22 protein-coding genes and 2 pseudogenes are annotated in these 25,488 nt (G+C 59.7%); all 24 read right to left on the bottom strand.

Translation table 11 applies throughout. From position 1 onward, the window contains the following. Positions 1-47 precede the first annotated feature (47 nt). Positions 48-1,428: pseudogene (locus AB4N91_RS05075) on the bottom strand (sigma-54-dependent transcriptional regulator). 5 nt (positions 1,429-1,433) lie between these two features. Then, positions 1,434-2,639, bottom strand: a complete 1,206-nt coding sequence (locus AB4N91_RS05070) for a sensor histidine kinase (RefSeq protein ID WP_172962161.1) — start codon at positions 2,637-2,639, stop codon at positions 1,434-1,436. A gap of 128 nt (positions 2,640-2,767) precedes the next feature. After that, entirely contained in the window at positions 2,768-4,243 is a 1,476-nt protein-coding gene (locus AB4N91_RS05065) for a sigma-54 dependent transcriptional regulator (protein ID WP_010456968.1), read from the bottom strand. A gap of 173 nt (positions 4,244-4,416) precedes the next feature. Beyond that, positions 4,417-4,713: a flagellar protein FliT gene (locus AB4N91_RS05060; RefSeq protein WP_077748624.1), complete on the bottom strand. Its 297-nt coding sequence runs from the start codon at positions 4,711-4,713 to the stop codon at positions 4,417-4,419. 10 nt (positions 4,714-4,723) lie between these two features. After that, entirely contained in the window at positions 4,724-5,119 is a 396-nt protein-coding gene (fliS, locus tag AB4N91_RS05055; protein ID WP_010456972.1) for a flagellar export chaperone FliS, read from the bottom strand. 128 nt (positions 5,120-5,247) lie between these two features. After that, positions 5,248-6,675, bottom strand: coding sequence for a flagellar filament capping protein FliD (gene fliD, locus AB4N91_RS05050; RefSeq protein WP_145309650.1), 1,428 nt, complete (start codon positions 6,673-6,675; stop codon positions 5,248-5,250). Positions 6,676-6,757: 82 nt separating this feature from the next. After that, positions 6,758-7,123: a flagellar protein FlaG gene (locus AB4N91_RS05045; protein ID WP_010456977.1), complete on the bottom strand. Its 366-nt coding sequence runs from the start codon at positions 7,121-7,123 to the stop codon at positions 6,758-6,760. Positions 7,124-7,196: 73 nt separating this feature from the next. Further along, positions 7,197-8,048, bottom strand: coding sequence for a flagellin domain-containing protein (locus AB4N91_RS05040; protein ID WP_008072599.1), 852 nt, complete (start codon positions 8,046-8,048; stop codon positions 7,197-7,199). 253 nt (positions 8,049-8,301) lie between these two features. Next, positions 8,302-8,592: pseudogene (locus tag AB4N91_RS05035) on the bottom strand (hypothetical protein). 18 nt (positions 8,593-8,610) lie between these two features. Further along, a complete protein-coding gene (locus tag AB4N91_RS05030) occupies positions 8,611-8,880 on the bottom strand; it encodes a hypothetical protein (protein WP_083375983.1) in 270 nt (89 codons plus the stop codon). Continuing rightward, on the bottom strand, positions 8,877-10,169 hold the full coding sequence (locus AB4N91_RS05025; protein WP_083375982.1) for a motility associated factor glycosyltransferase family protein: 1,293 nt from the start codon (positions 10,167-10,169) through the stop codon (positions 8,877-8,879). Before AB4N91_RS05025 ends, AB4N91_RS05030 begins: the two co-directional genes overlap by 4 nt. Positions 10,170-10,265: 96 nt before the next feature. Next, the gene (locus AB4N91_RS05020; RefSeq protein ID WP_010456985.1) at positions 10,266-11,192 is read right to left on the bottom strand and encodes a ketoacyl-ACP synthase III; all 927 of its coding nucleotides are present in this window, start codon (positions 11,190-11,192) and stop codon (positions 10,266-10,268) included. Positions 11,193-11,420: 228 nt separating this feature from the next. After that, positions 11,421-12,473, bottom strand: a complete 1,053-nt coding sequence (gene pseI / locus AB4N91_RS05015; RefSeq protein ID WP_083375981.1) for a pseudaminic acid synthase — start codon at positions 12,471-12,473, stop codon at positions 11,421-11,423. Then, positions 12,466-13,971: a UDP-2,4-diacetamido-2,4,6-trideoxy-beta-L-altropyranose hydrolase gene (gene pseG, locus AB4N91_RS05010; RefSeq protein WP_102593843.1), complete on the bottom strand. Its 1,506-nt coding sequence runs from the start codon at positions 13,969-13,971 to the stop codon at positions 12,466-12,468. The genes pseI and pseG overlap by 8 nt, the downstream gene beginning before the upstream one ends. After that, positions 13,968-14,663: a pseudaminic acid cytidylyltransferase gene (gene pseF, locus AB4N91_RS05005; protein WP_010456991.1), complete on the bottom strand. Its 696-nt coding sequence runs from the start codon at positions 14,661-14,663 to the stop codon at positions 13,968-13,970. Before pseF ends, pseG begins: the two co-directional genes overlap by 4 nt. Before the next feature lie 37 nt (positions 14,664-14,700). Then, the gene (pseC, locus tag AB4N91_RS05000) at positions 14,701-15,870 is read right to left on the bottom strand and encodes a UDP-4-amino-4,6-dideoxy-N-acetyl-beta-L-altrosamine transaminase (protein ID WP_154501395.1); all 1,170 of its coding nucleotides are present in this window, start codon (positions 15,868-15,870) and stop codon (positions 14,701-14,703) included. 103 nt (positions 15,871-15,973) lie between these two features. Beyond that, the gene (locus tag AB4N91_RS04995; RefSeq protein ID WP_102593845.1) at positions 15,974-18,907 is read right to left on the bottom strand and encodes a TIGR00180 family glycosyltransferase; all 2,934 of its coding nucleotides are present in this window, start codon (positions 18,905-18,907) and stop codon (positions 15,974-15,976) included. A gap of 51 nt (positions 18,908-18,958) precedes the next feature. Further along, positions 18,959-19,696, bottom strand: coding sequence for a cephalosporin hydroxylase family protein (locus AB4N91_RS04990; RefSeq protein ID WP_010456998.1), 738 nt, complete (start codon positions 19,694-19,696; stop codon positions 18,959-18,961). Between the two features lie 17 nt (positions 19,697-19,713). Then, positions 19,714-20,784 carry a class I SAM-dependent methyltransferase gene (locus tag AB4N91_RS04985; RefSeq protein ID WP_102593846.1) on the bottom strand — a complete coding sequence of 357 codons (1,071 nt, stop codon included), beginning with the start codon at positions 20,782-20,784 and terminating at the stop codon, positions 19,714-19,716. Beyond that, positions 20,774-21,631, bottom strand: a complete 858-nt coding sequence (locus tag AB4N91_RS04980) for an NAD-dependent epimerase/dehydratase family protein (RefSeq protein WP_010457003.1) — start codon at positions 21,629-21,631, stop codon at positions 20,774-20,776. The genes AB4N91_RS04985 and AB4N91_RS04980 overlap by 11 nt, the downstream gene beginning before the upstream one ends. Continuing rightward, a complete protein-coding gene (locus tag AB4N91_RS04975) occupies positions 21,628-22,854 on the bottom strand; it encodes a methyltransferase domain-containing protein (protein WP_460112153.1) in 1,227 nt (408 codons plus the stop codon). Before AB4N91_RS04975 ends, AB4N91_RS04980 begins: the two co-directional genes overlap by 4 nt. Continuing rightward, positions 22,851-23,411 carry a dTDP-4-dehydrorhamnose 3,5-epimerase family protein gene (locus AB4N91_RS04970; protein WP_010457005.1) on the bottom strand — a complete coding sequence of 187 codons (561 nt, stop codon included), beginning with the start codon at positions 23,409-23,411 and terminating at the stop codon, positions 22,851-22,853. The genes AB4N91_RS04975 and AB4N91_RS04970 overlap by 4 nt, the downstream gene beginning before the upstream one ends. Then, entirely contained in the window at positions 23,408-24,490 is a 1,083-nt protein-coding gene (rfbG, locus tag AB4N91_RS04965; RefSeq protein ID WP_077748613.1) for a CDP-glucose 4,6-dehydratase, read from the bottom strand. Before rfbG ends, AB4N91_RS04970 begins: the two co-directional genes overlap by 4 nt. Beyond that, the gene (gene rfbF / locus AB4N91_RS04960; RefSeq protein ID WP_008072576.1) at positions 24,472-25,245 is read right to left on the bottom strand and encodes a glucose-1-phosphate cytidylyltransferase; all 774 of its coding nucleotides are present in this window, start codon (positions 25,243-25,245) and stop codon (positions 24,472-24,474) included. The genes rfbG and rfbF overlap by 19 nt, the downstream gene beginning before the upstream one ends. Between the last annotated feature and the right edge of the window lie 243 nt (positions 25,246-25,488).

Here is a 25,488-nt window from a genome sequence, read left to right as displayed (position 1 = left end):
TGGCTGCTCTGAACAAAAGCGTTTCCCGGGCTTTGTTGGCGAACGAATCAAGTCGCGAACAAATAAGCTTCCCACATCCATCCCGGCATCGCGCATCTGCGCCAGCTTGTAGCGCAAGGTGCGTGGGCTGATGCCCAATCGCTCAGCCGCTTCTTTGCGACGGCCGCGCTCGGAACGCAAGGTGTCGATGATCATCTGGAATTCACGGCGACGCAGGTCATCACCCAACGCCCCGGCCGATTCAGCCTCGACCTCCACGACCCGCACCGGCGCCAACGCCGGCAACGGCGCACAAGCCACCGGTCCGGACAGGCAGAAATCCTGGGGCTGGATCAAACCACCCTGCTGCAGAATCAAGGCGCGCTGGATCGCGTTATCCAGTTCACGCACGTTGCCCGGCCACGGATAACCGATCAGGCACGCCTGTGCCTCGGGCGACAGTTTCGCAGCGGCATGCTTCATTTTATTGACGTGTTTGGCCAGCAGACGCTCGGCCAGCGGCAGGATGTCGGCAGTACGCTCGCGCAGCGGACGCCAGGCCAGCGGAAATACCGACAATCGATAGAAGAGGTCTTCACGGAACCGCCCCGCCGACACCTCACCGGACAGGTCACGGTTGGTGGTCGCCACGACCCGTATATCCAGGGAGATCGGCTTGCGTGCGCCGACCCGTTCGACTTCACGCTCCTGCAACACCCGCAGCAATTTGGCCTGGAGCCCGAGGGGCATTTCAGAAATTTCGTCGAGCAGGATCGTTCCGCCATCGGCCTGCTCGAACTTGCCGGCCTGCGCCGCGATGGCGCCGGTGAATGAACCTTTTTCGTGACCGAACAAAGTGGCTTCGAGCATGTTGTCGGGGATCGCCGCGCAGTTGATCGCAATGAACGGCTGACTGGCGCGATGGGAATGCTGATGGATATAACGCGCCAACACTTCTTTACCGGTCCCGGACTCGCCGGAGATCAATACCGTCGAATCGCTGCGCGCGACCCGCGCGGCCAGTTCCAGCAATTGCACACTGGCCGGCTCGAAGGCGATCGGCCCTTCGCCCTCGGTCGCACCGAGCGTGCCCAGTGCGTGCCGTGCCACGAGGTCGAGCAAGGCTTTGGGCTCGAACGGTTTGACCAGATAATCCGCCGCGCCCTGGCGCATCGCATCGACGGCCCGCTCGACCGCACCATGAGCGGTCATCAGCAACACCGGCAATTGCGGCTGACGCGCTCGCAGCAAACCGAGCAATTGATGGCCGTCCATGCCCGGCATATTGACGTCGCTGATCACCAGGCTGAAGGCCTCATTGCCGACCGTCGCGAGCGCCTCTTCCGCCGAACCGACGGCCGTGTAATCGTGCCCCGCGAGCAGCAGCGTATCGGCCAGTGCTTCGCGTAGCGCGCGGTCGTCCTCGACCAGTAAAACCTTGATTGCCATGTCCTTCACTCCGCTCCCTGAGCGTTAGGCTGTTCACCGGAAAAAAGCGGCAGGATGACCTGCGCGCAGGTGCCGCGACCCGGCCGCGAGCGCAACTGCAATTCTCCCTGATGAGCACGGGCCACAGCCTTGACCACGGTCAGGCCCAGGCCAGTCCCGGTGGTTTTAGTGGTGAAAAACGGCTCACCCAAGCGCGCCAGTACTTTGCCGTCGATGCCGCTGCCGCTGTCACTGATGCACACCCGCAGGTTGTTTCCCCTGGCATAGAAATGCACTTTCAAGCGGACATTACCGGCACTGGCCTGAACGGCGTTCTCGATCAGATTAAGGATTGCGCCGACCAAGGTGTCGCGGTTGCACAGCAGTTCACCGGCATGACTGTCGCACTGCCAGCGAATCGGCAAATCCTGAACATGAGTCAGTGCCGCCGATTGCAGCGACTGCATCAATTGCTTGGGCGTGACGCGGTCGGTCAACGGCAGCTCGCCCCGCGCGAACACCAACATGTCGCGAACCTGATGTTCCAGCTCATGCAACCGCTCTTTCAGGCGCCCGGCAAAACGTTGCTGCGTGGCGACCGGCAATTCCTGCTCAGTCAAATGACTGGCGTAGAGCAACGCGGCGGACAACGGCGTCCGAATCTGATGGGCCAGCGAGGCGACCATTCGGCCGAGAGACGACAGGCGCTCGTGGCGAGCCAGCTGATCTTGCAGATGACGGGTTTCGGTCAGGTCGTTGAGCAACACCAACTGCCCGGGCTCGGCATCCAGCGAACGAGTGGCGATCGACAGACGTCGACCGTCCTTCAGAGAGATTTCGTGACCGTCGTCTTCGCGAGGAGCAAAGCAACGGGCAATGACATGGCGCCAGAGCTCGCCTTCGAGGGGCAGGCCGAGCAACTCGCAGGCCGCCGGGTTGGCTTCACGCACAATGCCCTGGGCATCGATGACGATGACGCCGCCAGGCAACAGATCGAGGAGGTTTTGCAGACGGTTGGCCAGGCGTTCCTTTTCCGCCAGCTCTTGCATGCGCTGAGCGCTGACCACCGCCAGCTCACCCTTGAGCTCGGTGACCCGGGCTTCCAGCATGCTGTAGGAATCAGTCAGCTGGCTCGACATCTGGTTGAACAGCGAGAACGCCTGCTCAAGGCCAAGCCGGCTTGCCTGCTCTACGGACGACGGTTGCCCCGAAGCATCAGGGACAGGAGACATCTGGGCGGCTTGGGGCATCGTGCTCTCTCGCTAGGCTGACCGTCAGTTAAACGGAACGTTGCGAGGGATGTAGCAATACCCGTGCCTAAAAAAAACCGCCTACAAATGAACGACTTGAAAAACAGGCGTCAATCATCCGCCTGTTCATCACCGTCGCGACGGCTCATGCCGTACTTGCGCATCTTCTCCACCAGCGTGGTACGACGAATACGCAGGCGTTCTGCGGCACGCGCCACGATCCCATTGGCATCATCCAGCGCCTGCTGAATCAAGCCCTGTTCCAGACCACCGAGGTAGTCTTTGAGGTCCAGGCCTTCCGGCGGCAGCATGGCGTTGGCGGTGAAGTCCGGGGTATGACCGTTGATGGCCACCCGCTCTTCAAGATCGCTGCGCAGGCTGTCGACCAGTTGCTCGTCTTCATCATCGACGTAGCGGAATTTCTTCGGCAGTTCGACCACGCCGATCACCCCGTAGGGGTGCATGATCGCCATGCGTTCCACCAGGTTGGCGAGTTCGCGAACGTTGCCCGGCCAACCGTGACGGCACAGCGACATGATCGCCGCCGAGTTGAAGCGGATCGAACCACGCTTCTCGTGCTCCATGCGCGAGATCAACTCGTTCATCAGCAACGGGATGTCTTCGACACGTTCGCGCAGCGGCGCCATCTCGATCGGGAACACGTTCAGGCGGTAGTACAAGTCTTCGCGGAACGTGCCGATCTCGATCATGCTTTCGAGATTCTTGTGAGTCGCCGCAATGATGCGCACGTCGACACTCTGGGTCTTGTTGCTGCCCACGCGCTCGAAGGTGCGTTCCTGCAACACGCGCAGTAACTTGACCTGCATCGGCAACGGCATGTCGCCAATTTCGTCGAGGAACAGGGTGCCGCCATTGGCCAACTCAAAACGCCCGGCGCGGCTGGTGATCGCCCCGGTGAAAGCGCCTTTCTCGTGGCCGAACAATTCGCTTTCCAGCAACTCGGCCGGGATCGCCCCGCAGTTGACCGGAACGAACGGCGCGTCACGACGCTTGGAGTGGTAGTGCAGGTTGCGCGCGACCACTTCCTTGCCGGTGCCGGACTCGCCAAGGATCAGCACACTGGCGTCGGTATCGGCCACTTGCTGCATCATCTGACGGACGTGCTGAATCGCCCGGCTGGTGCCGACAAGGCTACGGAAAAGGTTGGGTTCGCGATGACGACCGCGCTCGCGGGCCTGGTCGTACATCTCGCGATAGACCTGCGCACGGTGCAGCGAGTCGAGCAATTTGCTGTAGCTGGGTGGCATTTCGAGGGTCGAAAGCACTCGGCGACGCTGGTCTTCAGGCAAGTCAATGGAAGAATTATCGCCCATTAACAAAACCGGAAGGAACTCATCCCAGGTTGCGAGTGTCTTTAACAGGCCCGGAAGTGCGCCAGGAGCATTGACCGTCCCGATGAGGACACAGATCACTTCACGACTTGAGGACAAAGAGCCGACAGCCTGCTGCCAGTCATGGCTACCGCAGGGTAAATTTTCTTCGCCAAGAAAATTTAAAATCACCGCCAAATCGCGGCGGCGGACGCTATCGTCGTCAATCAGCAGAATTTTGGTTTCACGCCACATGCAATAGCAACTTCCCTAGTCAACTCAATGCCCAAAATGAGGGGGCAAGCTAGACGCTTGCAGACACGTTATGCCTGTAGACGACTGAAATCTGGTACCAGCCACTAGTTAAGTCAAAAAACCGTGCACAGTCAAATTTATGGCGCACTATGTTTGGATTAACTGAGGGTTAATTAACCAAACAGATGGTAAACCTTTGCCGCGCTCTGTGCTTGATGGATCTGCGACATCTCGTCGACTATCGCCTGGCGCTCCCCTGTCGCCGCCTCCAGAAGCTGTTTATACACGCCCAGCAACTCCTCAAGGTTGTCGCGCAACGCGACCTCATCCACCGAAGCTTCACTCAAGACGTCTTCCATGCAGCAACGGCAAGCCAGGTCCAATTCACTAATGGCTTCCCAGTTGCGCTCGGCCAATGCACCGACGAGGGCATCGCGGGTTAGTTCGATTCGCTGCAAGACAAGACTCATGGTGATCTCCTTAAAACTGCGGACCCGGCGCGGCAATGGCATCCCAACCGTCTTTGACCGTGCGAAGCAGGTCGGCGACTTCGTCGAGGATTTTTGGATCGGTCTTGATATTGGCTTCAGCCAGACGCTTCATCATGTAGGTATAGAGATTATCCAGCTCGCCTACCGATTCAGCCTGATTTTCCAGATCCAGACCTTCACGCAGACCGCCGATGATGCCGATGGCCTTGCCGATCAGAACGCCCTTGTTCGGAATGTCTTTGCGTTCCATCGCGCCCCTGGCTTGGGCTATGCGATCCAGTCCGCCTTCCATAAGCATCTGAACCAGACGATGCGGGCTGGCTTCGGAAGTCTGCGCCTGAGCGCCAATCTTCTGGTATTGGCGAAGGGCTAACATTGGATTCATGTTGTACCTCATCAGAAATCTGTGGTTCGTATAACCAGTGTATCGACGACGCGTCAAAAAACTTTAGATCCAAAAACAAAAAGCCCGGAGCGCTCTAAAACGCTGCCGGGCTTTTGGCGGTTCGGGTGTTACGAGTTCTTCTGCTGCGCTGTCATCGCCTCAAACATCGAGGTGATGTTACTGGCTGTCGCTTTCAGCTTGCCAACCAGAGTATCCATGTCGTTGTACTTTTTGGTCAGCACCGCCGTCAGGGTCTCGATTCGGCGATCCAGGGCCGCCTGGTCATTGGACAGCTTTTTCTTGGTTGAATCCAGACTCTTGGCGCGCGCGTCCAGGATAGAGTCGACTGCTTTGCCATTGACGGTTTTACCTTCGGTGTAAGGCTTGATCGCGTTGTTCATACGCTCAATCAGACCGTTGGTACCCGTGAACAGTGTCTGAACCTCACCGCCCAGCTTCTTGTCGTTCATTGCAGTGTTGAACTTGGTGCTGTCAAAGTCCAGTGCGCCGGTCTTCTGGTTGGTGGTGATACCCAACTGGGAAAGCACAGTCAGCTTGTCGCCGGCACCGGTCTGTGACAGCGGGCCCCGCAAGGAATCCAGAATCGAACGTGGCAGCGGGTCACCGGTCAGCGCCGCGGAAACGGTCAGCTTGCCATCGTCGTCCAGGGACGGCTTGGTCAAGGAGGTCACTGCGTTGGCCACAGCGTTGTACGCGTCGACAAACTTCTGGATAGAAGCTTTCAGGCCATCGTTGTTGCCTGCGACGGTTATGGTGGTGGTGTCCTGGGACAGCAAGGTCATCGACAACCCGGAAACGTTGCTCACGGTGTTTGAAGGACCGCTCATGGGCAAGCCATCAACGCTGTAGAGCGCGTCCACGGGCAATTCACCGATGGCTCCGGAAGAAGTCGCCGTCGGCGTTGCCGCCATTTTCACCGTACCGTCCATCTCCAGGCCGGCAATACCGCTGACCTTGAGCTCGGACCCGGCACCCGTGGTGCTGGAACCCATCACCAGACGCGAGCCAAAACTGTCTGTCACGATGTTGGCGCTGAGGCCACTGGACTGGTACTGAGTGTTGATCGCGTCGCGAACCGATTGCAGGGTGGCGCCCGCCGCAACGTTAACGGTGTAGGATTTGCTGCCCTGATTGATCGTCAGGGTGCCTGACCCGACCGGGCTGGTTGCACCACCGGCGAAGGCGGCACTGGCCACTTTCGAGCTGGTTGCCAACTTAGTGACGGCAATGGTGTAAGTACCGGCGACCGCTGAGTTATTAGCGGTGGCGGTGACAACTTTAGCGTTGCCAGTGGTTGCTGCAAAACCGGTGAACTGAGGGGACGTCGCGCTGCCCAGATCCTTGAGCGCAGTCTGGAACGTGGCCAGCAGCGATTTCAAGGTACCGATCCCGGAAATGCTCGCCGAGTTGGTAGCGGTCCCACGGTCGATCTGACCTTGCTTGGCCGCTTTGTCAGCGTTCACCAAGGCTTTGACGATAGCACCAGTATCAAGGCCGGAACCTAAACCTGTGCCCGGTAGAATTGGACTTGCCATGTGAAACTCCCTTCAGTGTGTCGCCGGCCTTTTGACCACTACAACGCCCAAAAGAACATAGCAACAAAATTCGTGCCAGTTGTCAGGCCTTAGCGCTGAACAACAGGCTGCTTGCATCATTCAAACTATTGGCCAGTTTCAAGACCTCTTCGTTGGGGATCTGACGGATCACCTCACCAGAGTCGCTGGCAATCACTTTTACCACAACCTTGCCTGAAGGCTCGTCAATCGAGAACTCCAGATTACGCTTGACCGACTGAACGAACTTTTCGATTTCCTGAACGGCCATCTTCAGTTTTTCCTGCTCGGTTAAGCCGCTTTTACCTTCATCCTTGACAGCAACCACTGACGCAGCGACCGCTTGAGGCTTTTCCGCAGGCTTCTCGGCAACAGCCGTCGCCTTTGGGGCCGCAGGATAAGACAAGTTCAGCTTCACGCTCATATCCATGTCCATCACCTCTTAAACCAAAAAAGCGAGAGAGCGCGACATGCACACTCCCCCGCCAAAACTCACTCAGCTATTACTGAAGCAGTTTCAGTACAGCGGATGGCAGTTGGTTGGCCTGAGCCAGAACTGCGGTGGAAGCTTGTTGCAGAGTTTGTTGCTTGGTCAGCTGTGCAGTTTCAGCAGCGAAGTCGGTATCTTGTACGCGACCCAGTGCAGCACTGGCGTTTTCGTTGATGTTTTGCAGGTTGGAAATGGTGCTGGACAGACGGTTTTGTGCAGCACCGAGGTCAGCACGGCTGGAGTTGATCTTGGCCAGAGCGGCGTCGATTTTGGTCAGCGCGTTGTTCATCGAAGCTTCGGCGGTTGCCGAGTTGTTACCAGTGATCTGAACGGTAGCCGAGTCAACCGACAGGGTAGCTGCGTCGAAGCCGCTGTCCAGGGTCAGGGTGATCTGGTTGGTAGCGCCAGTGTTGGAACCAACCTGGAAGGTCATGGTGCCAGCGGTGCCGTCGATCAGGTTCTTGCCGTTCAGGTTGGTCGACTTGGCGATACGAGTCAGTTCGTCCGACATCGAAGCGAATTCTTTGTTCAGAGCAGCGCGGTCAGCGGTGCCGTTCGAGTCGTTTCGGGATTGAACAGCCAGTTCACGCATACGCTGCAGAATGTTGGTCGATTCTTGCATCGCGCCTTCAGCGGTCTGAGCGATCGAGATACCGTCGTTGGCGTTTTTGATAGCCATGGTCTGACCGCGGATCTGCGAAGTCATACGGGTAGCGATTTGCAGGCCGGCGGCGTCATCTTTAGCGCTGTTGATTTTCAGGCCGGAAGACAGGCGAGTCATCGATGTCGACAGAGCGTCGGAAGCGCGGTTCAGGTTTTTCTGAACGTTCAACGATGTGACGTTGGTGTTTACTGTTAAAGCCATGACGAATTCCTCGTTGGTTGGGTACTGCGGCTTCCGGCCCTGGCAACCGCCGGGTATGGCCTAGAGAACCTTCGTAATAGTTATCGTCGCCAATGCAACTTGCTTTAGGGGATTTTCAAAATTATTTGCCATCACGTTGCCACCCCCCGTAAATCAAGGGGTTGGCGATGATCCGGCAGCGAAAAAATGACGCCAGGGAAATGTCGGCGACAGGTTGGCGAGGACTCGCCGGCACCGACAGAAGGGATATTGCTTAAACAGACAGGCTTTCGGTCAGCAACTCGACCAGTTCATATTCCAGGTAATCGGCCAATGCGAGCCAGTTCTGCGCTTCCTGACACGCGAACATTTTGCTGAGCAAAAATGCCCATTGCTGTTGCGATGCCTGCGGCGTGGAATCAAATGCCGAATGCACTTCACCGACCAGCTAGATCATTACCAGGCTGGCTTCGACATCACGCCCCAGACGGAACAAGGCTGCACAGTGCTGCGCATCGGCAACGAAGGTTTCAAGCGCGCTCGGTTGGCGAGGACTCGCCGGCACCGACAGAAGGGATATTGCTTAAACAGACAGGCTTTCGGTCAGCAACTCGACCAGTTCATATTCCAGGTAATCGGCCAATGCGAGCCAGTTCTGCGCTTCCTGACACGCGAACATTTTGCTGAGCAAAAATGCCCATTGCTGTTGCGATGCCTGCGGCGTGGAATCAAATGCCGAATGCACTTCACCGACCAGCTCGATCATTACCAGGCTGGCTTCGACATCACGCCCCAGACGGAACAAGGCTGCACAGTGCTGCGCATCGGCAACGAAGGTTTCAAGCGCGCTCATGACGCAAACTCCGGATGAAAAACCGTACCGGCGATCATCGCCCCTGCCCGACTGCTGTTATGGAAACGCACCTGTGGGTGGCCCGCAATAAAACGCTCCAGCTCACACAGATAGCTGCGGAAGTTGAGTTGAGTCTTGATGCGCTGGCCGTGGCCATCCAGCACCCAGTGCTTGGCAGCCCCCATCTGCGGCCCCAGATCACCATCGCTCCACCCTGCGTGGGTCTTGTCACCCGGGAAGGCAAAGTCGGCGCCGAACAGCGTGATTTGCACAGCGCCCATCTTCACCGCCAGGTCGACCGCCGGGTGAATCACGCTACCGCCAACATACAGCTCGCCCCTGGGCAATTGCCGACGCAGCTGCTGGTAGATCGGGCTCGCGGAATAACCGGCATAACGCGGCCCCTGCCAGGCCTGGATCACTGCCGGATCAAGCATGGGCATGTACACCAGCGTGATGTCGGCCGTGCCTTCAGACGGCAGGTGCCGCTGCGAAATGCGCTGGTCGATGCTGACGACAATGTCAGGACGAATACCGTGCTTGAGCAGCGGACGATAGGCTGTGTCGACGCAGATGAACAACGGTCGCTCGGCTTCATTGCGAATGGCGCGCAAGGTCGCAAAGTGCTGTTCCAGGCTTGGCCCGGTGGCGATGACAAACACCTCCCGCCCCGGCTGTGAACCGAACAACTCGGCCACGTCGCGATCGCCCAGCAACCATTTGAGACTGACCTGCAAGCGCTCCACGATTTCAGGCGACTGCGGATCGAACTCACGATTGTTGAAGGTCAGATGGGTTTCACTGATCAGGCGATCACGGATCTTTGCGCTGAAATCGTCGGCCAGTACCAGCTCGGAGGGCAAGGCAAAAAACGGCAGCTGGATTTCTCCCAGATCGCCGGCATACAACAGCTCGACCCTGGGATCGCTGAGCCACGGCTGTTGATCGAGCAGTTGCAGCACCAGGGCAAACACGGCGCCGTTGAGGATGTGCACGTACAAATGCTCAAGACCGGCGCGTTGCAGCAACTCCATTTGCAGATCGCCGAGCCCGGTGCCGTAGACGTGCGCCACCGGACTGTCGAGCGGCAAACTGTCGGCCTGAAGCACGGCCTCGCGACTGCGATCATGGCGGCTGGTCAGCTGAATGCCATTGATGCTCAGCGTCGAGCCCAGGCCTTCCACCAGATCAGCCTGTAGCAGGCTCGTGTCTTCGACCAGCAAGCGCACAGCCAACGCCGGCCAGCGTTGCTGGATGACGTCGACGTTGTGCTCAAAGAACTCGCTCATGGCGCCTCGCATTGTGTTCGGGCAAAAAAATAGCGCTCAAGATTACACCTTGAGCGCTTTTTTTGTGTCTGGCTTTCTTTGACTAAGACGCCTTGTTCAAGGGCGGTAGAGGATCGCCGAGCCCCAGGACAGGCCAACGCCGAAACCGCTGAGCGCAACGCGCTTCCAGTCGGAGTCCAGCACGTGTTTTTCCAACAGCAGCGGAATGCTCGACGACACGGTGTTGCCGGTCTCGACCATGTCCTTGATGAACTTCTCCGGCTCACCTTCGAAGCGGCGCGCCACGGCGTCGACAATCGCGGCGCTGCCTTGGTGAATGCAGAAGGCGTCGATGTCATCAGCGGTCAGTTGCGAGTCAGCCAGCAGCTCATGCAAGTGCGCCGGGACTTTGAGCAGTGCAAAGTTGAACACCTGGCGACCGTTCATGTAGAACACGCCGTCGGTGACTTTCAAGTGCGGCGCACCGGAACCGTCGGTGCCGAACTTGGCTTTGCCCAGCTGCCAGGGCGCGTTTTCGCCCATCCAGGTCGCGGTGGCGGCGTCGCCGAAGAGCATGGTGGTGTTGCGGTCTTCCGGGTCGACGATCTTCGAATAAGGGTCGGCGGTGATCAGCAAGCCATTCTTCAGGCCAGCGGCTTCCATGAAGCCCTTGATCGCGTAGATGCCGTAGACGTAGCCGGAGCAGCCCAGGGAAATATCGAACGCCGCCACGGTAGTCGGCAGGCCCAGCTTGTCCTGAACGATGGCGGCCGTGTGTGGCAAACCTTCTTCGTCGCCGTTCTGGGTGACGACGATCAGCACATCGACGGATTCACGCTTCAAGTCAGGGTTGTTGGCGAACAGCGCGTTGGCTGCTTCGACACACAGGTCCGACGTTTCCTGCCCGGCGTCTTTACGCGGCAGGAAGGCCGAACCGATTTTGCCCAGGATGAACTCTTCATCCTTTTCGAATTTTGCACCTTGTGCGTAATTGTCCACGCCGGCTACAGGAACGTAGCTCGCAATGCTTTTTATGCCAATCATTACGGCTTCCCAATAATAAACAGCCCAATACCACCGCTCGTAATGATTCGAGGGGCGCCGACAAACAGTGAAAAACGTCGCCCCATGGAGGCGACAACGGGAAGAATAAAAGGCTATCACTGGGCCAAACAGAGACCAGGCGCCACCTCCCCGATTTATACAATACAGTGAAGATGCGCGTTATGACTCGCAGGTCACGCTATTTTGCCGAAACAGACCGACAAGGCGTTATTCGACCAACGACCAGTCCAGCGCGGTTCCACGCTGGATGGCGTGGCGGGCGCGGCGGCCCAGAAGGGTTTCAGCGTGTTTGGGCGCCAGCCCCAGGCCAGGACGGATGGCACGCAGATTGGCGACGGTAAACGGCTCTCCGGCCGCCATATCTTGCGTGACATAGAGCGAGCGTCGGTACACCAGGGACTTGCGCTCGGCCTCGGTCACGCCGTAATGCACCTTGCCCATAGCCTGCCAGGCACGCTCGGTTTCGATCACCAGGCTTTCCAGTTCGGCCGGCTCCAGGGAGAAACTGGCGTCCACCCCTCCGGCCGCACGGTCGAGGGTGAAGTGCTTTTCGATCACAGTCGCTCCCAGCGCCACGGCGGCCACAGACACGCCGACGCCCATGGAGTGATCGGACAGGCCGACCTCGCAGCCAAACAATTCACGCAAATGTGGAATCGTGCGCACATTGCTATTGGCCGGTGTTGCCGGGTACGTGCTGGTGCATTTGAGCAGCACCAGGTCCTTGCATCCCGCCTCACGGGCAGCGCGCACGGTTTCGTCGAGCTCGGCGATGCTGGCCATGCCGGTGGAGATAATCAATGGCTTGCCGGTGGCCGCGACCCGACGAATCAGCGGCAGGTCGGTGTTTTCAAAACTGGCGATCTTGTACGCCGGCACATCGAGGCTTTCGAGGAAATCGACGGCGCTGTCATCAAACGGCGTGGAGAACGCCAGCATGCCCAGTTCATTGGCCCGGGCGAAAATCGGCGCGTGCCATTCCCACGGCGTATGCGCTTTCTCGTACAACGCATATAACGAGGTTCCGGCCCACAGACTCTTTGGGTCCTTGATGAAGAACTCACCTTCGGCCAGGTCCAGGGTCATGGTGTCCGCGGTGTAGGTTTGCAGCTTCAAGGCATGCGCGCCGGCTTTGGCCGCCGCTTCGACGATTTGCAGCGCCATGTCCAGCGACTGGTTATGGTTGCCGCTCATCTCGGCGATGATGAACGGCGGCGCGTCGGCACCGATGGAGCGGTTGCCGATCTTGAAGCTAGTCATTGCTGCGTTCCTTTAATACGCGCGTGAACGCGCAAGCACTCTGAGTAAAACCGGCTTCGCGAAACACCTTCAGCGAAGGCTGGTTGTCCGGCAACACCTGGGCGGTGATGGCCGTCAGTTGCGGCCAGTGGGCCGTCACGAACGTCTCGCCGCGGACCAGCAGCGCCCTGCCCCAGCCCAGGCCGATGCGATCTTCAAACAGATAAATCGAGACTTCGGCTTCAAAACCGCGCACGTCGTAACGCAACACCCCCACCGGACCGTCATCGGTTTCGGCGATCAATAGCAAGCGCCGCGCATTATTCAAACTGGCGGCCAGCCAATGTTGATGCGACGACCATTCAATCGCCCCGGCGTCCAGCGACCAGCGCCGAACCGCCTCGGCGTTGCGTCCGTGGAACAGAAGCCGTGCATCGTCTGCGGTCGCGAGACGGATCTGCAACACCGCACCGGCCAACGCTGCCGCCACCCGCTGCGCCCCCCGACCATCCACCAATTGCCGCGAATGATCGGCCAGGCTCTGGCGTATCCCCTGATTGCCCGCGACAAAACCGATGGCCTGGCGCAGTTGCTCGATGCTCACCTGCTCACGAGGGCCCAGGTAGACATGGGCACCCGAGGCGGCCATGACCTCGCCATTGGCCTGCTGATTGTTCGAGACCGCAATGCAAATCGTCGGCAGCCCCATGGCCGCCCGCTCCCAACTTGTCCCGCCACCGGCACCGACAAACAGGTCGGCCTCGGTCATCAACCGGTAGAAGTCACTGACAAAACTGTGCAAGCGCCAGTTCGGCCGAGTCGCCGCCATGGCCTGCATATCGTCCCAGGCCGGGTTGTCGGCTCCGGCAACGAAATCGACTTCCAGCGCATCAAAATCCGCCATGGCCAGCATCGCGTGATGAGTCTGCATCGCCGCATCGAAGCCGCCGAAATTCACCAACACCCGCTGGGCCTGCGGTTTGATCGGGATCGCCGGGCAACGGAACTCATCGCGCAGCATCGCGAAACGTGGGCCGAACAACGTATGGCAGCCAGGCGTGAGCAGTGAGTCATAGGCCGCTGGTGTGCCCGACAGGTTCTGGTTGAGCAGCAGGTCGACGGCGTACTGGCGAGTGGCAAGATCATCCACCGCAGCGATCCGTAGCGCCCAGCGCCGGGCCGCCGTTTGCCAGTGATGGTCGAGGCCGTAGTGATCGACGATGATCCAGTCGAACGGCGGATGGTTTTCCAATGCCTGCGCCAACGCGTCGATGTCCGCCTGCCACGGCAGCATGGATTCGATGCCTTGCTGCGGGTCTTCATCGGGATAACGCCCCGGCAGCGCGAAGGTTTCAAAACCTTCGGCCGCCAGACTGTCCAACCGATGGCCCGGCAGCAGGCGACAGCCAAAGGCAACATGTGAACCCTGCTTGCGCAAGGTTCTGGCCAGGGGCAACAAGCGAGCGATATGCCCGCTGCCAATGGTCGGCGATGCGTCGGAGCGAATCAGCACCCTCATTGCAGTTCGCCTCCAGCCTTCAACGCGGCGTAAAGGTATTCAGCGCGTTTCCAGTCTTCGAGGGTATCGATGTCCTGCACCAGATGCCGCGGCAGAATCACCGGCAGGCTCGCCGGGGAAAACAATACATCGCCGCGCAACCAGGCCTCGCTGCGCCCCCAGTAGAACTGCCCCGCATCTTGAAAGGCTTCGGCCAGGTCCTGCGAGCGGGTGTTGCGAAATTCCGGGTACAACGACGTCAACGCGCCGTGTTCGTCGAGGGTCAAGGCACGCTGCACGGGAAAGCCGAAACCGGCCACGGAAAACGCGAAGGATTTATCCGGGTTCTGCTCCAGCAATTCAAAGCCCTGACGCAGAAACCGTGCCTGCAAGAGGGGTGCGGTCGCGTAGATACAACAGGCATAGTCGAACGCCGCAAGCTCATTCAAGGCATGCACCATCACCGCCGCCGTGCCGGTGAAATCGTCGGCCAACGACGCCGGACGCATGAACGGCACCTGAGCACCGTGCACCCGCGCGACCTCGGCGATGTCTTCATCGTCGGTGCTGACGACCACCTGATCGAACAGCTGCGAATCCAGCGCCGTACAGATCGAGCGGACGATCATCGGCACGCCGTCGAACGGTTTGAGGTTCTTGCGCGGGATTCGCTTGCTGCCGCCCCGGGCCGGAATGATGGCTACGCAGCTCACAATCAGCCCCCCGCCGCCCGACGATACATCATGATGTTCAACCCAGAATTCGCCTCAAATGCCCCACCACTTCATCCTGCTCCTCATCCGTCAGATCCGGGTACAACGGCAAGCTGATGGCTTCGGAAAAATAACGTTCGGCCTCAGGGAAGTCGCCGTCCTTGAAACCCTGCTCACGGTAATACGGCTGCAAATGCACTGGAATGTAATGCAGGTTCACCCCCAGCCCGGCAGCCCGTAACGCTTCGAACACCTGAGTCTGGCTGAGTTTGATCTGTTCCAGCTGCAACCGGACAACGTACAGGTGCCAGGCCGATTCGGCACCTGACTGAACGGCCGGCAATGTCACCGCAATACCCGCCAGCAGTGTTTCATAACGCGCGGCCAATTGACGACGTCGGGCGACAAACGCATCAAGCCGCGCCATTTGCGACAGGCCCAAGGCGGCATGCAGGTCGGTCATGCGGTAATTGAAGCCAAGCTCCAATTGCTGGTAGTACCACAACCCTGTGTCCGGCACGCTCATCTGAGCCGGATCACCGGTAATACCGTGACTGCGCAAACGGCGCAAACGGTCGGCGAATTCCGGGCGATTGGTCAGCACCATGCCACCTTCGGCGCTGGTGATGATCTTCACCGGGTGAAAGCTGAAAATTGTCATCGCCGCGTATTGGCCACACCCCACCGGCCGCCCCAGATACGAAGCGCCCACCGCATGGGAAGCATCCTCGATCAAGGTGAAGCCATAGCGTTCGGACAACTGCGAGATCGCGCGCATATCGCAACTCTGCCCCGCGAACGCGACCGCCACCACCACTTTGGGCAACTTCCCGGCCGCTTCGGCGATCTCCAGTTTCTCTGCGAGTAACCGTGCATCCAGGTTCAAGGTGTGCGGGTCGATGTCGACGAAATCGACGTCGGCGCCGCAGTATCGACCGCAGTTGGCCGAAGCGACAAACGTGTTGGGACTGGTCCAGAGGTAATCGCCCGGACCAAGCCCTGCGACCCGACAGGCAATGTGCAACGCCGCCGTGGCATTGCACACGGCTACCGCATATTCAGCCTGGCAGTGTTCGGCCAGGGTTTTTTCAAAGCGCTCGATCGTCGGCCCCTGAGTCAGCCAGGGCGAGTTGAGTACCTCAATGACAGCGTCGATGTCTGACTGATCAATGTTTTGTCGGCCGTAGGGAATCCGGTACGGCATCATGACCGTGACTCAACACAATGCCCAACCAGCAGGCGGCCACAAGCGTCCTTGAACTTCATTTTGCCGTTGCACATGTGCTGAGTCCTTTTGCTGATCAGGTAGCTTATGCGAGCAACTGCGTCCAATTCACGCTGGAAGCATCGCCGAGGGTAAAGCCCTTGCCGGTCAAGGCCAGGTTCTGGTTGTAGGCTGAATCCTGTTCGAAGCGTGCTTGCCACTTGTCGCGCAGAGCGGCGCGAGCCTGGGTTGCCTCAGGCAGCACGCCCGGATGCAACAGTTGCGCTTGTGGTGTCCAGACAGTCAGGTAACCGGCATCGGCGACTTTCAGGCACAGGTCGATATCGCCAAACACTTCGTCGAAATGCTCCTCGTCCAGACCACCTACCGCTTCGAACACGTCCTTGCGAATCATCAGACAGGCACCGGACACTGCCGAGTAGTTCTGCTCGACCTGATGGCCGTTCATGTAGCCCTTGGCGTCCTTACGTTCATCGACAAAGACCGAGCCGATATCGCCATTCAAACCCAGGACCAGACCGGCCTGAGTGGTGACGCCACGAATGTCCATCAGTTTGGCGCCAACGATGCCGACTTCCGGACGCTGGGCCTGGTTGAGCATGGCGTCGAGCCAATTGGCATTGACCACTTCGGATTCTGCCGACAGCAATACCAGGTAGTTCCCCTTGGCCTCGCCACAGGCAAAATTGTTCAGCGCCGAGGCGCTCAGGCGCTGACCGCTGCGCAGTACACGAAGGCGATCGCCCTTGCCTTCGAGGCTGCTCAGCCAGGTTGCGAGTTCTTCGGATTGGCTGTGGTTGTCAGCAATCAGCACTTCGTGACGCTGATAACGGGTACGTTGCAGCACACTGACCAGCGCCCGTTGCAGCGACTCAAGGTTGTCCTGGCTCTGGAGGATGATCGACACCAGCGGCCGTTCAGCGTGTTGATAGTCGATCTGGTACGTCAGCGGCAGTGCCGAGCTGACCTGAGCGCGATAACCGCGCGCCGCCAGCGAGCGGGTCAGCACCTGACGTTCCTGAGCGCTGGATTCTTCTACCGGGGCATTGCAAATCAGCAAGGGTTCGGCCAGATGCGCCAGCCCTGCCAGGCCACCGTCCTCGATCAGGCGCAGCAACAGATCGAACTCCAGAGCCTGGGGGTACTCGGTCGAGAAACCTTTGGCCTGAGCCAACACATCACGCTGGATCAACCAGTGCCGCGCCATCAACGACGGCACGGTTTGCAGCAGGTCGAGGTTGACCCCGGGACGGAATACATCCGCCAGAGCGCCGTTGGCCTGACGCTGAAGCTCATCCATCGCCACCGCACGCACACCCTCGGCACCGGCCAGCTCAAGGCTGGCGCGCAGCAAACCGCTGGCAGTGAACTGATCTCCGGCCTCGGCCAGCAACAGCCAATCGGCGGTGGACTGGGCGACGATCTGGTTGATGCGCTCCACATAATTGATTGTGCTGACTTTGACGAAGTGCACGGTGTCGCGCACGGTCGTGGTCGCCGGTAAATCACCGGTGGTGAACACCACCAGGTTGAACGCCCTGCAGTGACCAGCGACCAAGCTATCGAAGGTCGCCTGCAACTTGACCATGTCGGCGTCCAGATCCAGCAACAGAATGCCGAACTGAGGACCGCCATTGTGCCTGGCCAACTGTGCGGCGATCGCCTTGAGCTGCGCGGCATCCGGGTTACGCGCTTCGAGCCAGTTCAGCAACCGGCCGGACGGCATGTTCTCGAACAATCGACGGTCTTGCTGACCCGGTAAAGCGTTCAGTCGCTCGGCCCAGGCTTGCAGCTTGAGGCCTTCTTCCGGCTCTTCGCTGTCCTTCAACGACTCCGCCAGGCGCTTGACCACCGCCCGGTTGAACACGTTCAGGCTCAAGGCCTCCCACAACCGGCTACGCACAGTGCGGTCAGTGTCATTGGGGTGAATTTGCATCAACTCATGCTGCTTGAGCAGGATGCCTTCCAGTTCCTGAAGTTGCAGGCGTCCGGCAGGCATGGCATGCAGCAGGAATTCGAACTCGGTCAGCAGGTCGAACACCGGTTTGTTGTAGAACGGCATTTCGACGAATTGCTCGGGGCCGAACGAACGAATCGGCTCTTCCCCCGCCTCGCGCCAGGCCGAGCGAATAATCATGGTGCCTTTGAGCGAGCGACCTTCGATCAGGCAATCGGCCATGGCGGTAAAACTGTCCAGGGCGATCTGCTTGGCCTGGACCGCCCCCTTGGCGCTGAGTGGCGTCGGGATCGAGGCCAGGAATTCGGCAAACTGCTCGCGCTCGGCAACGCTTTTGGCGTCTTTGAAGGTCAGCACCGTCAACACGTTGGTGTTGTGGTCCGAGGCGCCATAGTTCATTTCCCGCACGGCGAACGGAATCGGCAGGATCCGTGCCTTCGCACAGGCCAGCAGGTAGAAGGTGTGGCCGATTTCCTGCCATTCGAAACCGGTGCCCGGTGGCAGCAGGCTGTACCACTGTTGCAGCAGATCGGTACGGGTGACCGCATAGAACGGCGGCAGGAAATTATCCATGAACCGCACGACACGGTCTTCAGCCTGCTCCGAGTTGTAATCCTCATGAACCTTGCGATCGCGGCGGAAGTAGTTCACTTCAGTGGCGCGGGTCAGGTACATGATCCCGTAGCCATGGCACACGCCGTAGTCGGGGTTGGCTTCGAGAAACTCCACCGACTCGGTCAGTGCGCGGTGCAGCAGGAAGTCGTCATCGGCAGCAAACACCATGTAAGGCGTGGTGACCTGATTGACGCCGTAGGTGAGTTTTTCCTGCAGCCCCTTGTAGGTGTATTGCGGCAAGTGGCGATAGTCGACCGACGGGAAGTCCCGGGCCATGTTCTCGTCACCCTCAGCAGAGGAGTCCAGAACCAGAACCGTGCAGGGATAGCTGCTGTAGTACTGCAAAGTGCGCCGCAGGAACGCGTTCCGGTTGTGAGAAATCACCACCACCGTAAACCGCTCGTTCAGCGGTGCAACGTTGTTTTGAGCACTGTTTTGAACCTGCATCTTCCTATCCCCACAACCGGCCAATCGCCAAGAACCTGAAACCACTTTTGATTAACGAACGCGACGCAGATAGCCGTCTGGCGCCACGGTGATCAGCAGTTTGTTTTGCATCTGCTGGTCGATCTCGAAGTCCTTGTTTTCTTCCAGGTACTTCCACACTGCGGTTTTCGGGTTATCGCCCGGGCCCCAAGGACGATCCGGGAAGAAGTCCGCCGGCATGTCTTCAACCACGGTGTCCATCACCACGCAGTAGCTGTCCACCGAGACCAACGGCGCGTAAAGACGCAGTTCTTCGAGCACGTGATCGTGAGTGTGGTTAGAGTCCAGCACCAGAATGACTTTCTTGCCTTCGGCCGCGGCGCGCACTTGTGCAGCGATTGCAGGATCAATGCTCGAACCTTCGATCATCTTGATGCGCTTGCTCATCGGGTGGCTTTCGATGGCTTCGCGGTTGTGCGGACGGATGTCGAGGTCAATACCCAGCACTTCGCCGTGGCCTTGCAGCTCAAGCAACGATGCGTAGTAGATGATCGAACCGCCGTGGGCGATGCCGCACTCGATGACCAGATCCGGCTTGACCTGCCAGATGATCTCTTGCATGGCCATCATGTCTTGCGGCAGCTGGATGATCGGACGGCCCATCCACGAGAAGTGGTAGCTGTATTTGTGCTTGGCCGATTCGTTGAAGAAGTCCCGGGCCAGGCCGGTGAGTTTCTGGTCATCACCTTGCTGGGCGATCTGTTCCCGGCATTCGGCTTCGAAGGCTTTATTGATGCTGTTGTCGGTCATTTCAAAATTCTCAATGGTCACTGGAACGAAGCGCTGTCGACGGCGTGATAGACGTAGCGTCCATCGGTCATCCGCTTGATTTCTTCGAGGTAGTTGGAGTTCATCACAAACAGGTTGGCGCCTTCGGGTAACGCATCCATGGCTTCTTGTGGCGAGGACACCCGCACGCCACTCAGGGGCAGATACCGACCCTGTTTGGTCGGGTTGATATCCACCACACGATCCACCGCCACGCCGGCCCGTTGCAGGAACAGCGAATAGATCACGCCTTTGGACGACGCGCCCCAGATCGCCGAACCTTGCTCGGGCGCGGCCTGAATGATCTGCACGGCTCGGTCGAGGCTGGTGGTGAAATCTTCGGGCAGCGTCAGGCGCGACACCGGTTGATCCGGGGTCAGGCGCAACGTCGACAGGTCGGCGACGATGTACAGGTATTGGCCACCGAACAGGTGACCGGCCTCGTGGACGGTGCCGAACATCCGGCGCAGGTCGTCGAGGCGGAAATAATTGACGTGCTCGTAGAACAGGTCGAACCAGGCACGATGCTCGAGGATCCAGTCGAAGCACGGCACTTCGATGTAGATCTGCCCGCCCTGATTGGCGTCGGCCATTTCGGCGAGGAAACTCACCGGGTCCTGAATGTGCTCCAGCACATGGCGCAGAACAATGGCGTCCGCCGCCAGCCCCAGGCCGCGGGTGAACGGCGCCTTGATCACGTCAGCGTTGTTGCCTTCGTAGGCCGGGTCAATGCCGGTGATGGCGTAGCCCAGGCTTTTCAGCAGCTCGAGAAAGTAGCCTTTGCCGCAGCCGACTTCGATCAGTTCCTGACCCTTGAAGTGACGGGCAATGATGCCTTCGACATCGCTCAAGTGCTTCTGGAACTGACCCGAGTGCGCCTGTTCGTTCTGGTAGTCAGCGTCGTAGCTGAGCTTGTCGGCATCGAAGGCCTGGTTGAAGATCAACCCGCTCTTTTCGTCCTGCACCAAGACCATGTCGGCGCACGCCGACGCTTTCGCCGACGCAGGGTCGGCAAAGGTGCGGTTCTGCAACACCGGCAGGTCGGCGACCCGATACAACTCATGCCTCATGCTCTGCTCCCAGTAGCTGTTGCAAACGGTCCGCCACGCCCCAGAACGCCATCGGTTCGTGGGTCGGGTATGGGTAGTGACCGAGGTTCAGGCGGATCGCCGCGCCACGCTCGCGCAGGCGCTGCTCGACCAGCGCCCGAACCGAAACCGGTTGGCCGCTGGAACAATTGATCACGCCGTCGAATTCACGCTGTTGCACGATGGCGGCGAGGTAGCCGGCGGCCGTGTCGATGGCCAGGTAATCGCGCAGCTGCTCGCCGGCCGACATGTTGAAACTGGCATCGCCGGCATCGATGGCCCGGTCCAGCGCCGCCAGCAAACTGTTCGGGTTTTGCCCCTCGCCGTGCAGGTAAAACAGCCGCGCCCATTGCAGCTTGAACGGTTGAACCCGCTGCAGATTTTCGAGGAACAGGCGCAAGGTGTTCTTCGCAAGGCCGTAAGGATTACTCGGCAGAGGCGCGGTCTGCTCGCTGAGCGGTCCGCTCTGCAAGCCATATTCAAAACAGGTGCCGGTGACCAGCACTTGCGAGACGCCCGCCTCCACCGCGCCCTTGATGAACCGATAGTCGGCCATCAGGTTGTGCTCGAAGTGAAACAGCGCCTGATAGTTCGGCAACCCTGGCCAGGCCAGGTGCGCCAAGGCATCGATGCCATCGGTCAGCGCGGCAATGTCGAGGTCGGCGGCGTGAATATCCGCCGCAACGAATTCCACGGCCTTGATCCACGGCAAGTTCGCGGCGGTCTCGGCGTTACGCGCTACGGCGCGGACTTCGCAGCCACGGGCGAGCAAGGCCTCGACCAGATGCCTGCCGACGAACCCGGTCGCCCCGGTGACCAGGACTTTCACAGGACGGTCAACTCAGGCACGGCGATGACAAAGCGGCCGTCCCACTCGCGCACCTGGGCCAGTTGCTGACTGACTTCGTGCAGCAAGTTCCACGGCAGCACCAGGACGTAATCCGGCTTTTCCAGATCGATCTGCGCGGGCGAAACAATCGGAATGCGACTGCCCGGCAGGTACTTGCCCTGTTTGTGAGGATTGGCGTCGGCCACCCAGGCCAGCAGGTCCGGCTTGACCCCGGCGTAGTTGAGCAAGGTGTTGCCCTTGGCCGCCGCGCCGTAACCGACCACGCGCTTGCCATCGGCCTTGGCCTGCAACAGGAAACGCAGCAGTTCGTGCTTGATGCGTTCGGCAGCGGGCGCGAGGGTCGCGTAGTACTCGGGCGTTTTCACCCCGGCGGCGAGTTCGGCTTGCAGCTGCTGAGCCACCGCTGGCTGCACCTCGCGGCGCACACCATCGGCGCGCTGGACAAAGACCCGCAGCGATCCGCCATGGGTCGACAGCTGGCTGACGTCGAACATTTCCAGACCGTTGCGCGCGCACAGGGTCTGGACAGCGGTCAGCGACAGATAGGAATAGTGCTCGTGATACAGCGTATCGAACTGCTGCCCGGCCATCAGGGTCAGCAACTGCGGAAACTCGAACGTCGCCACGCCGGTCGGCTTGAGCAATGTCGCGAAACCGCCGAGGAAATCATTGATGTCGGGCACGTGGGCCAGCACGTTATTGGCCGCCATCAGGTCGGCAGACCAACCGTCGGCGATCAGTTGTGATGCCGTGTCGCGGCCGAAGAACAGCTCTCGGATCTCCAGACCTTTTTCCCGCGCCGCTTGTGCGGTGCTGCGGGTCGGCTCGACGCCCAGGCATGGGATGCCGCGCCCGGCCACGTACTGCAACAGGTAACCGTCGTTGGCCGCAATTTCCACCACGCGGCTGTCGGCGGTGAGGCCGAAACGCTCGACCATTTCGGCGACGTATTTGTCGGCATGGGCCAGCCAGGTGCTGGAGAACGAACTGAAATACGCATACTCGGCGTCGAACAGGCTGTCGGCGCTGGTGTAATCCTCGGTCTGCACCAGCCAGCATTGCTGACACACCGCCACTTTCAGCGGTACCCATTGCTCGGCTTGTTCCAGCTGATCGGCGCGCACATACGCGTTGGACGGCGGCGAGGTGCCGAGATCGATCAGCGGCAAGGCCAGAGAAGTCCCGCAACCACGGCAGTTCATACACGTACTCCAGCGAAGTGTTCATCAAGCAAAGGATGGCTGGAATCCCGTGCCGACAGATTATTGACAGGCAACGGCCAGGCAATCGCCAGCCGTGGATCGTTCACGCTCAAACCACCCTCGTGCACCGGCGTGTAATCCGCGCTGTGCAGGTAGAGCAATTCAGCGTCGTCGGTCAGGGTCTGGAAGCCATGGGCGAACCCGGCAGGGATCAACAGGCTGCGACCGTCGCCGGCCCGCAGGTGTTCGGCGTGCCAGTGCAGAAAGGTGTCGGAGTCGGGGCGAAGATCCACCGCGACGTCCCAGACTTCACCGCGCAGGCAAGTGATCATTTTGGCTTCCGGCGCGCTGGCGTTCTGGTAATGCAGACCGCGCACACTGCCGCGTTCGCGGGTGCAGGAATGGTTGATCTGGCGGATATGAAACGGCTCACCGAATGCACTCAGGCTGCCTTCACAAAACAGCCGCGCAAAGTGCCCGCGCTCATCTTCGAAGCGTTTGTGCTGCACGCTGAACAGTCCGGCGAGCGGCAATGGCTGCAACAGAAACTCGCTCACAGCGCGCCTCGGTACAGGTTCAACTGGCTCAGCGTGATGGCGCGCATGTCGTCACCGTTCCGCCACGCCAAATGCCAGTCGAGGGTTTGGGTCAGGCACTGCTGCAACGACCAGCGGGGCTGCCAGGCCAACTGTTGACGGGCACGGCTGCTGTCCAGGCGCAGCAGACCGGCCTCATGCAAATCACTTGGTTCGATGCGCAGGCCACGGGCTTGCGGCCAGCGGCTGGCGAGCAGTTCGACAACTTCGCCGACGCTGCACATATCAGCTTCGCTTGGGCCGAAGTTCCAGGCACCGGCAAATGCCGGGCCTTTTTCATAGAGCCCGGCGGCCAGTTGCAGGTAACCGGCCAACGGCTCCAGCGCGTGCTGCCACGGGCGTACGGCTTGTGGGTAACGCAGGGTCACCGGTTCGTCGGCGGACCAGGCCTTGAGCACATCGGGAATCAAACGCTCCGGCGCAAAATCACCACCGCCCAGCACATTGCCGGCACGCGCCGTGGCCAGGGCCAGACCGTGTTCGGCATGTTTGTCGGCCGGGAAGAACGACGCCGCGTAAGACTGCGCCAGCAACTCGCAGCAGGCTTTGCTGCTGCTGTAGGGATCGTGTCCGCCGAGGGCTTCGTTTTCGCGGTACGGCCACAGCCATTCCTGATTGGCGTAGACCTTGTCGGTCGTCACCAGCACACAGGCGCGCACGCCGCCGACCTGGCGGATCGCTTCGAGCAAATTGAGGGTGCCCATGACGTTGCTGGAGTATGTCCCCAGCGGGTCGCGATAACCCTCGCGCACCAGCGGCTGGGCTGCCAGGTGCAGGACGATTTCCGGTTGGGTTTCGGCGATCAGCTCCAGCAGCGCGCCGAGGTCACGCAGGTCGCCGCGCTGATCGTTGATGCCTTCGTGCACCCGCGCCAGCTCGAACAGGCTCGGCTCGGTCGACGGGTCCAGCGAAAAACCGCTGACCTCGGCCCCCAGGCTTTGCAGCCACAACGTCAGCCAACTGCCTTTGAAACCGGTATGGCCGGTCAGCAGGACCCGCTTGCCGCGCCAGAACTCCGGACTCAGTCCCATTGTTTCCATGGGGCCTCCCCGCTCTGCCACAACGCTTCGAGGTGGTTCTTGTCACGCAGGGTGTCCATCGGATGCCAGAAACCTTCGTGCTCGAAGGCCTTCAACTGTTCATCCTGGGCCAGACGGGCCAAGGGCTCGGCTTCCCAGGTGGTCTCGTCACCGCCGATGTACGACAGCACTTTCGGTGAAAGCACAAAGAAGCCGCCATTGATCCAGCCACCGTCGCCACGGGGCTTCTCGGTGAAACCGAGCACCTGATCGCCGTGACGCTCCAGGGCACCGTAACGGCCCGGCGGTTGTACGGCAGTGACGGTCGCCAGGCGACCGTGGGCGCTGTGGTAGTCCACCAGTTGACGGATATTGATATCGGAGACGCCGTCGCCGTAGGTAAAGCAGAAGGCTTCTTCATCCTTGAGGTAACGGCCGGCGCGCAGCAAGCGGCCACCGGTCATGGTTTCTTCACCGGTGTCGATGAGGGTGACGCTCCACGGCTCGCTGTAGTTCTGGTGCACGTCCATGCGGTTGTTGCGCATGTCGAAAGTGACGTCGGAAGTGTGCAAAAAGTAGTTGGCGAAGAAGTCCTTGATCGCATAGCCCTTGTAGCCAAGGCAGATCACGAAGTCATGAATTCCGTGGGCGGAGTACTGTTTCATGATGTGCCAAAGAATTGGCTTGCCGCCGATCTCGATCATTGGCTTTGGCTTGAGGTGCGACTCTTCGCTGATCCGCGTACCGAGACCACCTGCCAGAATTACTGCCTTCATCGCTGTCCTCTTGCTCTTCGCGCGGCCTGGGCACCCTCGCGAGGGTGGGCGGACCGTCAGATGCACATCATTTACCCGCAGCCATTGAGCCGTTCACACCCATTGGGGTGAAGGTTTTATGGCGATATACGGGGGACTTGCAGGAAGTGAGCCAATTGCGCAGGACAAAAAAAATCGCAGCCTTGGGCCGCTACAGGTGTCAATACATCCCTGTAGCGGCCCAAGGCTGCGATCTTTTGATCG

This window comes from Pseudomonas sp. H3_D04, assembly GCF_054669175.1.
The sequence above is the reverse complement of the archived record's forward strand: the minus strand, read 5'-3'. Positions and strand labels throughout refer to the sequence as shown.

Bases quoted from the DNA above. Each gene is read 5' to 3' on its own strand.
- AB4N91_RS05070 (WP_172962161.1), bottom strand. From the start codon at position 2,639: ATGTCTCCTGTCCCTGATGCTTCGGGGCAACCGTCGTCCGTAGAGCAG.
- AB4N91_RS05065 (WP_010456968.1), bottom strand. From the start codon at position 4,243: ATGTGGCGTGAAACCAAAATTCTGCTGATTGACGACGATAGCGTCCGC.
- AB4N91_RS05060 (WP_077748624.1), bottom strand. From the start codon at position 4,713: ATGAGTCTTGTCTTGCAGCGAATCGAACTAACCCGCGATGCCCTCGTC.
- fliS (WP_010456972.1), bottom strand. From the start codon at position 5,119: ATGAATCCAATGTTAGCCCTTCGCCAATACCAGAAGATTGGCGCTCAG.
- fliD (WP_145309650.1), bottom strand. From the start codon at position 6,675: ATGGCAAGTCCAATTCTACCGGGCACAGGTTTAGGTTCCGGCCTTGAT.
- AB4N91_RS05045 (WP_010456977.1), bottom strand. From the start codon at position 7,123: ATGGATATGAGCGTGAAGCTGAACTTGTCTTATCCTGCGGCCCCAAAG.
- AB4N91_RS05040 (WP_008072599.1), bottom strand. From the start codon at position 8,048: ATGGCTTTAACAGTAAACACCAACGTCACATCGTTGAACGTTCAGAAA.
- AB4N91_RS05030 (WP_083375983.1), bottom strand. From the start codon at position 8,880: ATGAGCGCGCTTGAAACCTTCGTTGCCGATGCGCAGCACTGTGCAGCC.
- AB4N91_RS05025 (WP_083375982.1), bottom strand. From the start codon at position 10,169: ATGAGCGAGTTCTTTGAGCACAACGTCGACGTCATCCAGCAACGCTGG.
- AB4N91_RS05020 (WP_010456985.1), bottom strand. From the start codon at position 11,192: ATGATTGGCATAAAAAGCATTGCGAGCTACGTTCCTGTAGCCGGCGTG.
- pseI (WP_083375981.1), bottom strand. From the start codon at position 12,473: ATGACTAGCTTCAAGATCGGCAACCGCTCCATCGGTGCCGACGCGCCG.
- pseG (WP_102593843.1), bottom strand. From the start codon at position 13,971: ATGAGGGTGCTGATTCGCTCCGACGCATCGCCGACCATTGGCAGCGGG.
- pseC (WP_154501395.1), bottom strand. From the start codon at position 15,870: ATGATGCCGTACCGGATTCCCTACGGCCGACAAAACATTGATCAGTCA.
- AB4N91_RS04995 (WP_102593845.1), bottom strand. From the start codon at position 18,907: ATGCAGGTTCAAAACAGTGCTCAAAACAACGTTGCACCGCTGAACGAG.
- AB4N91_RS04990 (WP_010456998.1), bottom strand. From the start codon at position 19,696: ATGACCGACAACAGCATCAATAAAGCCTTCGAAGCCGAATGCCGGGAA.
- AB4N91_RS04985 (WP_102593846.1), bottom strand. From the start codon at position 20,784: ATGAGGCATGAGTTGTATCGGGTCGCCGACCTGCCGGTGTTGCAGAAC.
- AB4N91_RS04975 (WP_460112153.1), bottom strand. From the start codon at position 22,854: ATGAACTGCCGTGGTTGCGGGACTTCTCTGGCCTTGCCGCTGATCGAT.
- rfbG (WP_077748613.1), bottom strand. From the start codon at position 24,490: ATGGAAACAATGGGACTGAGTCCGGAGTTCTGGCGCGGCAAGCGGGTC.
- rfbF (WP_008072576.1), bottom strand. From the start codon at position 25,245: ATGAAGGCAGTAATTCTGGCAGGTGGTCTCGGTACGCGGATCAGCGAA.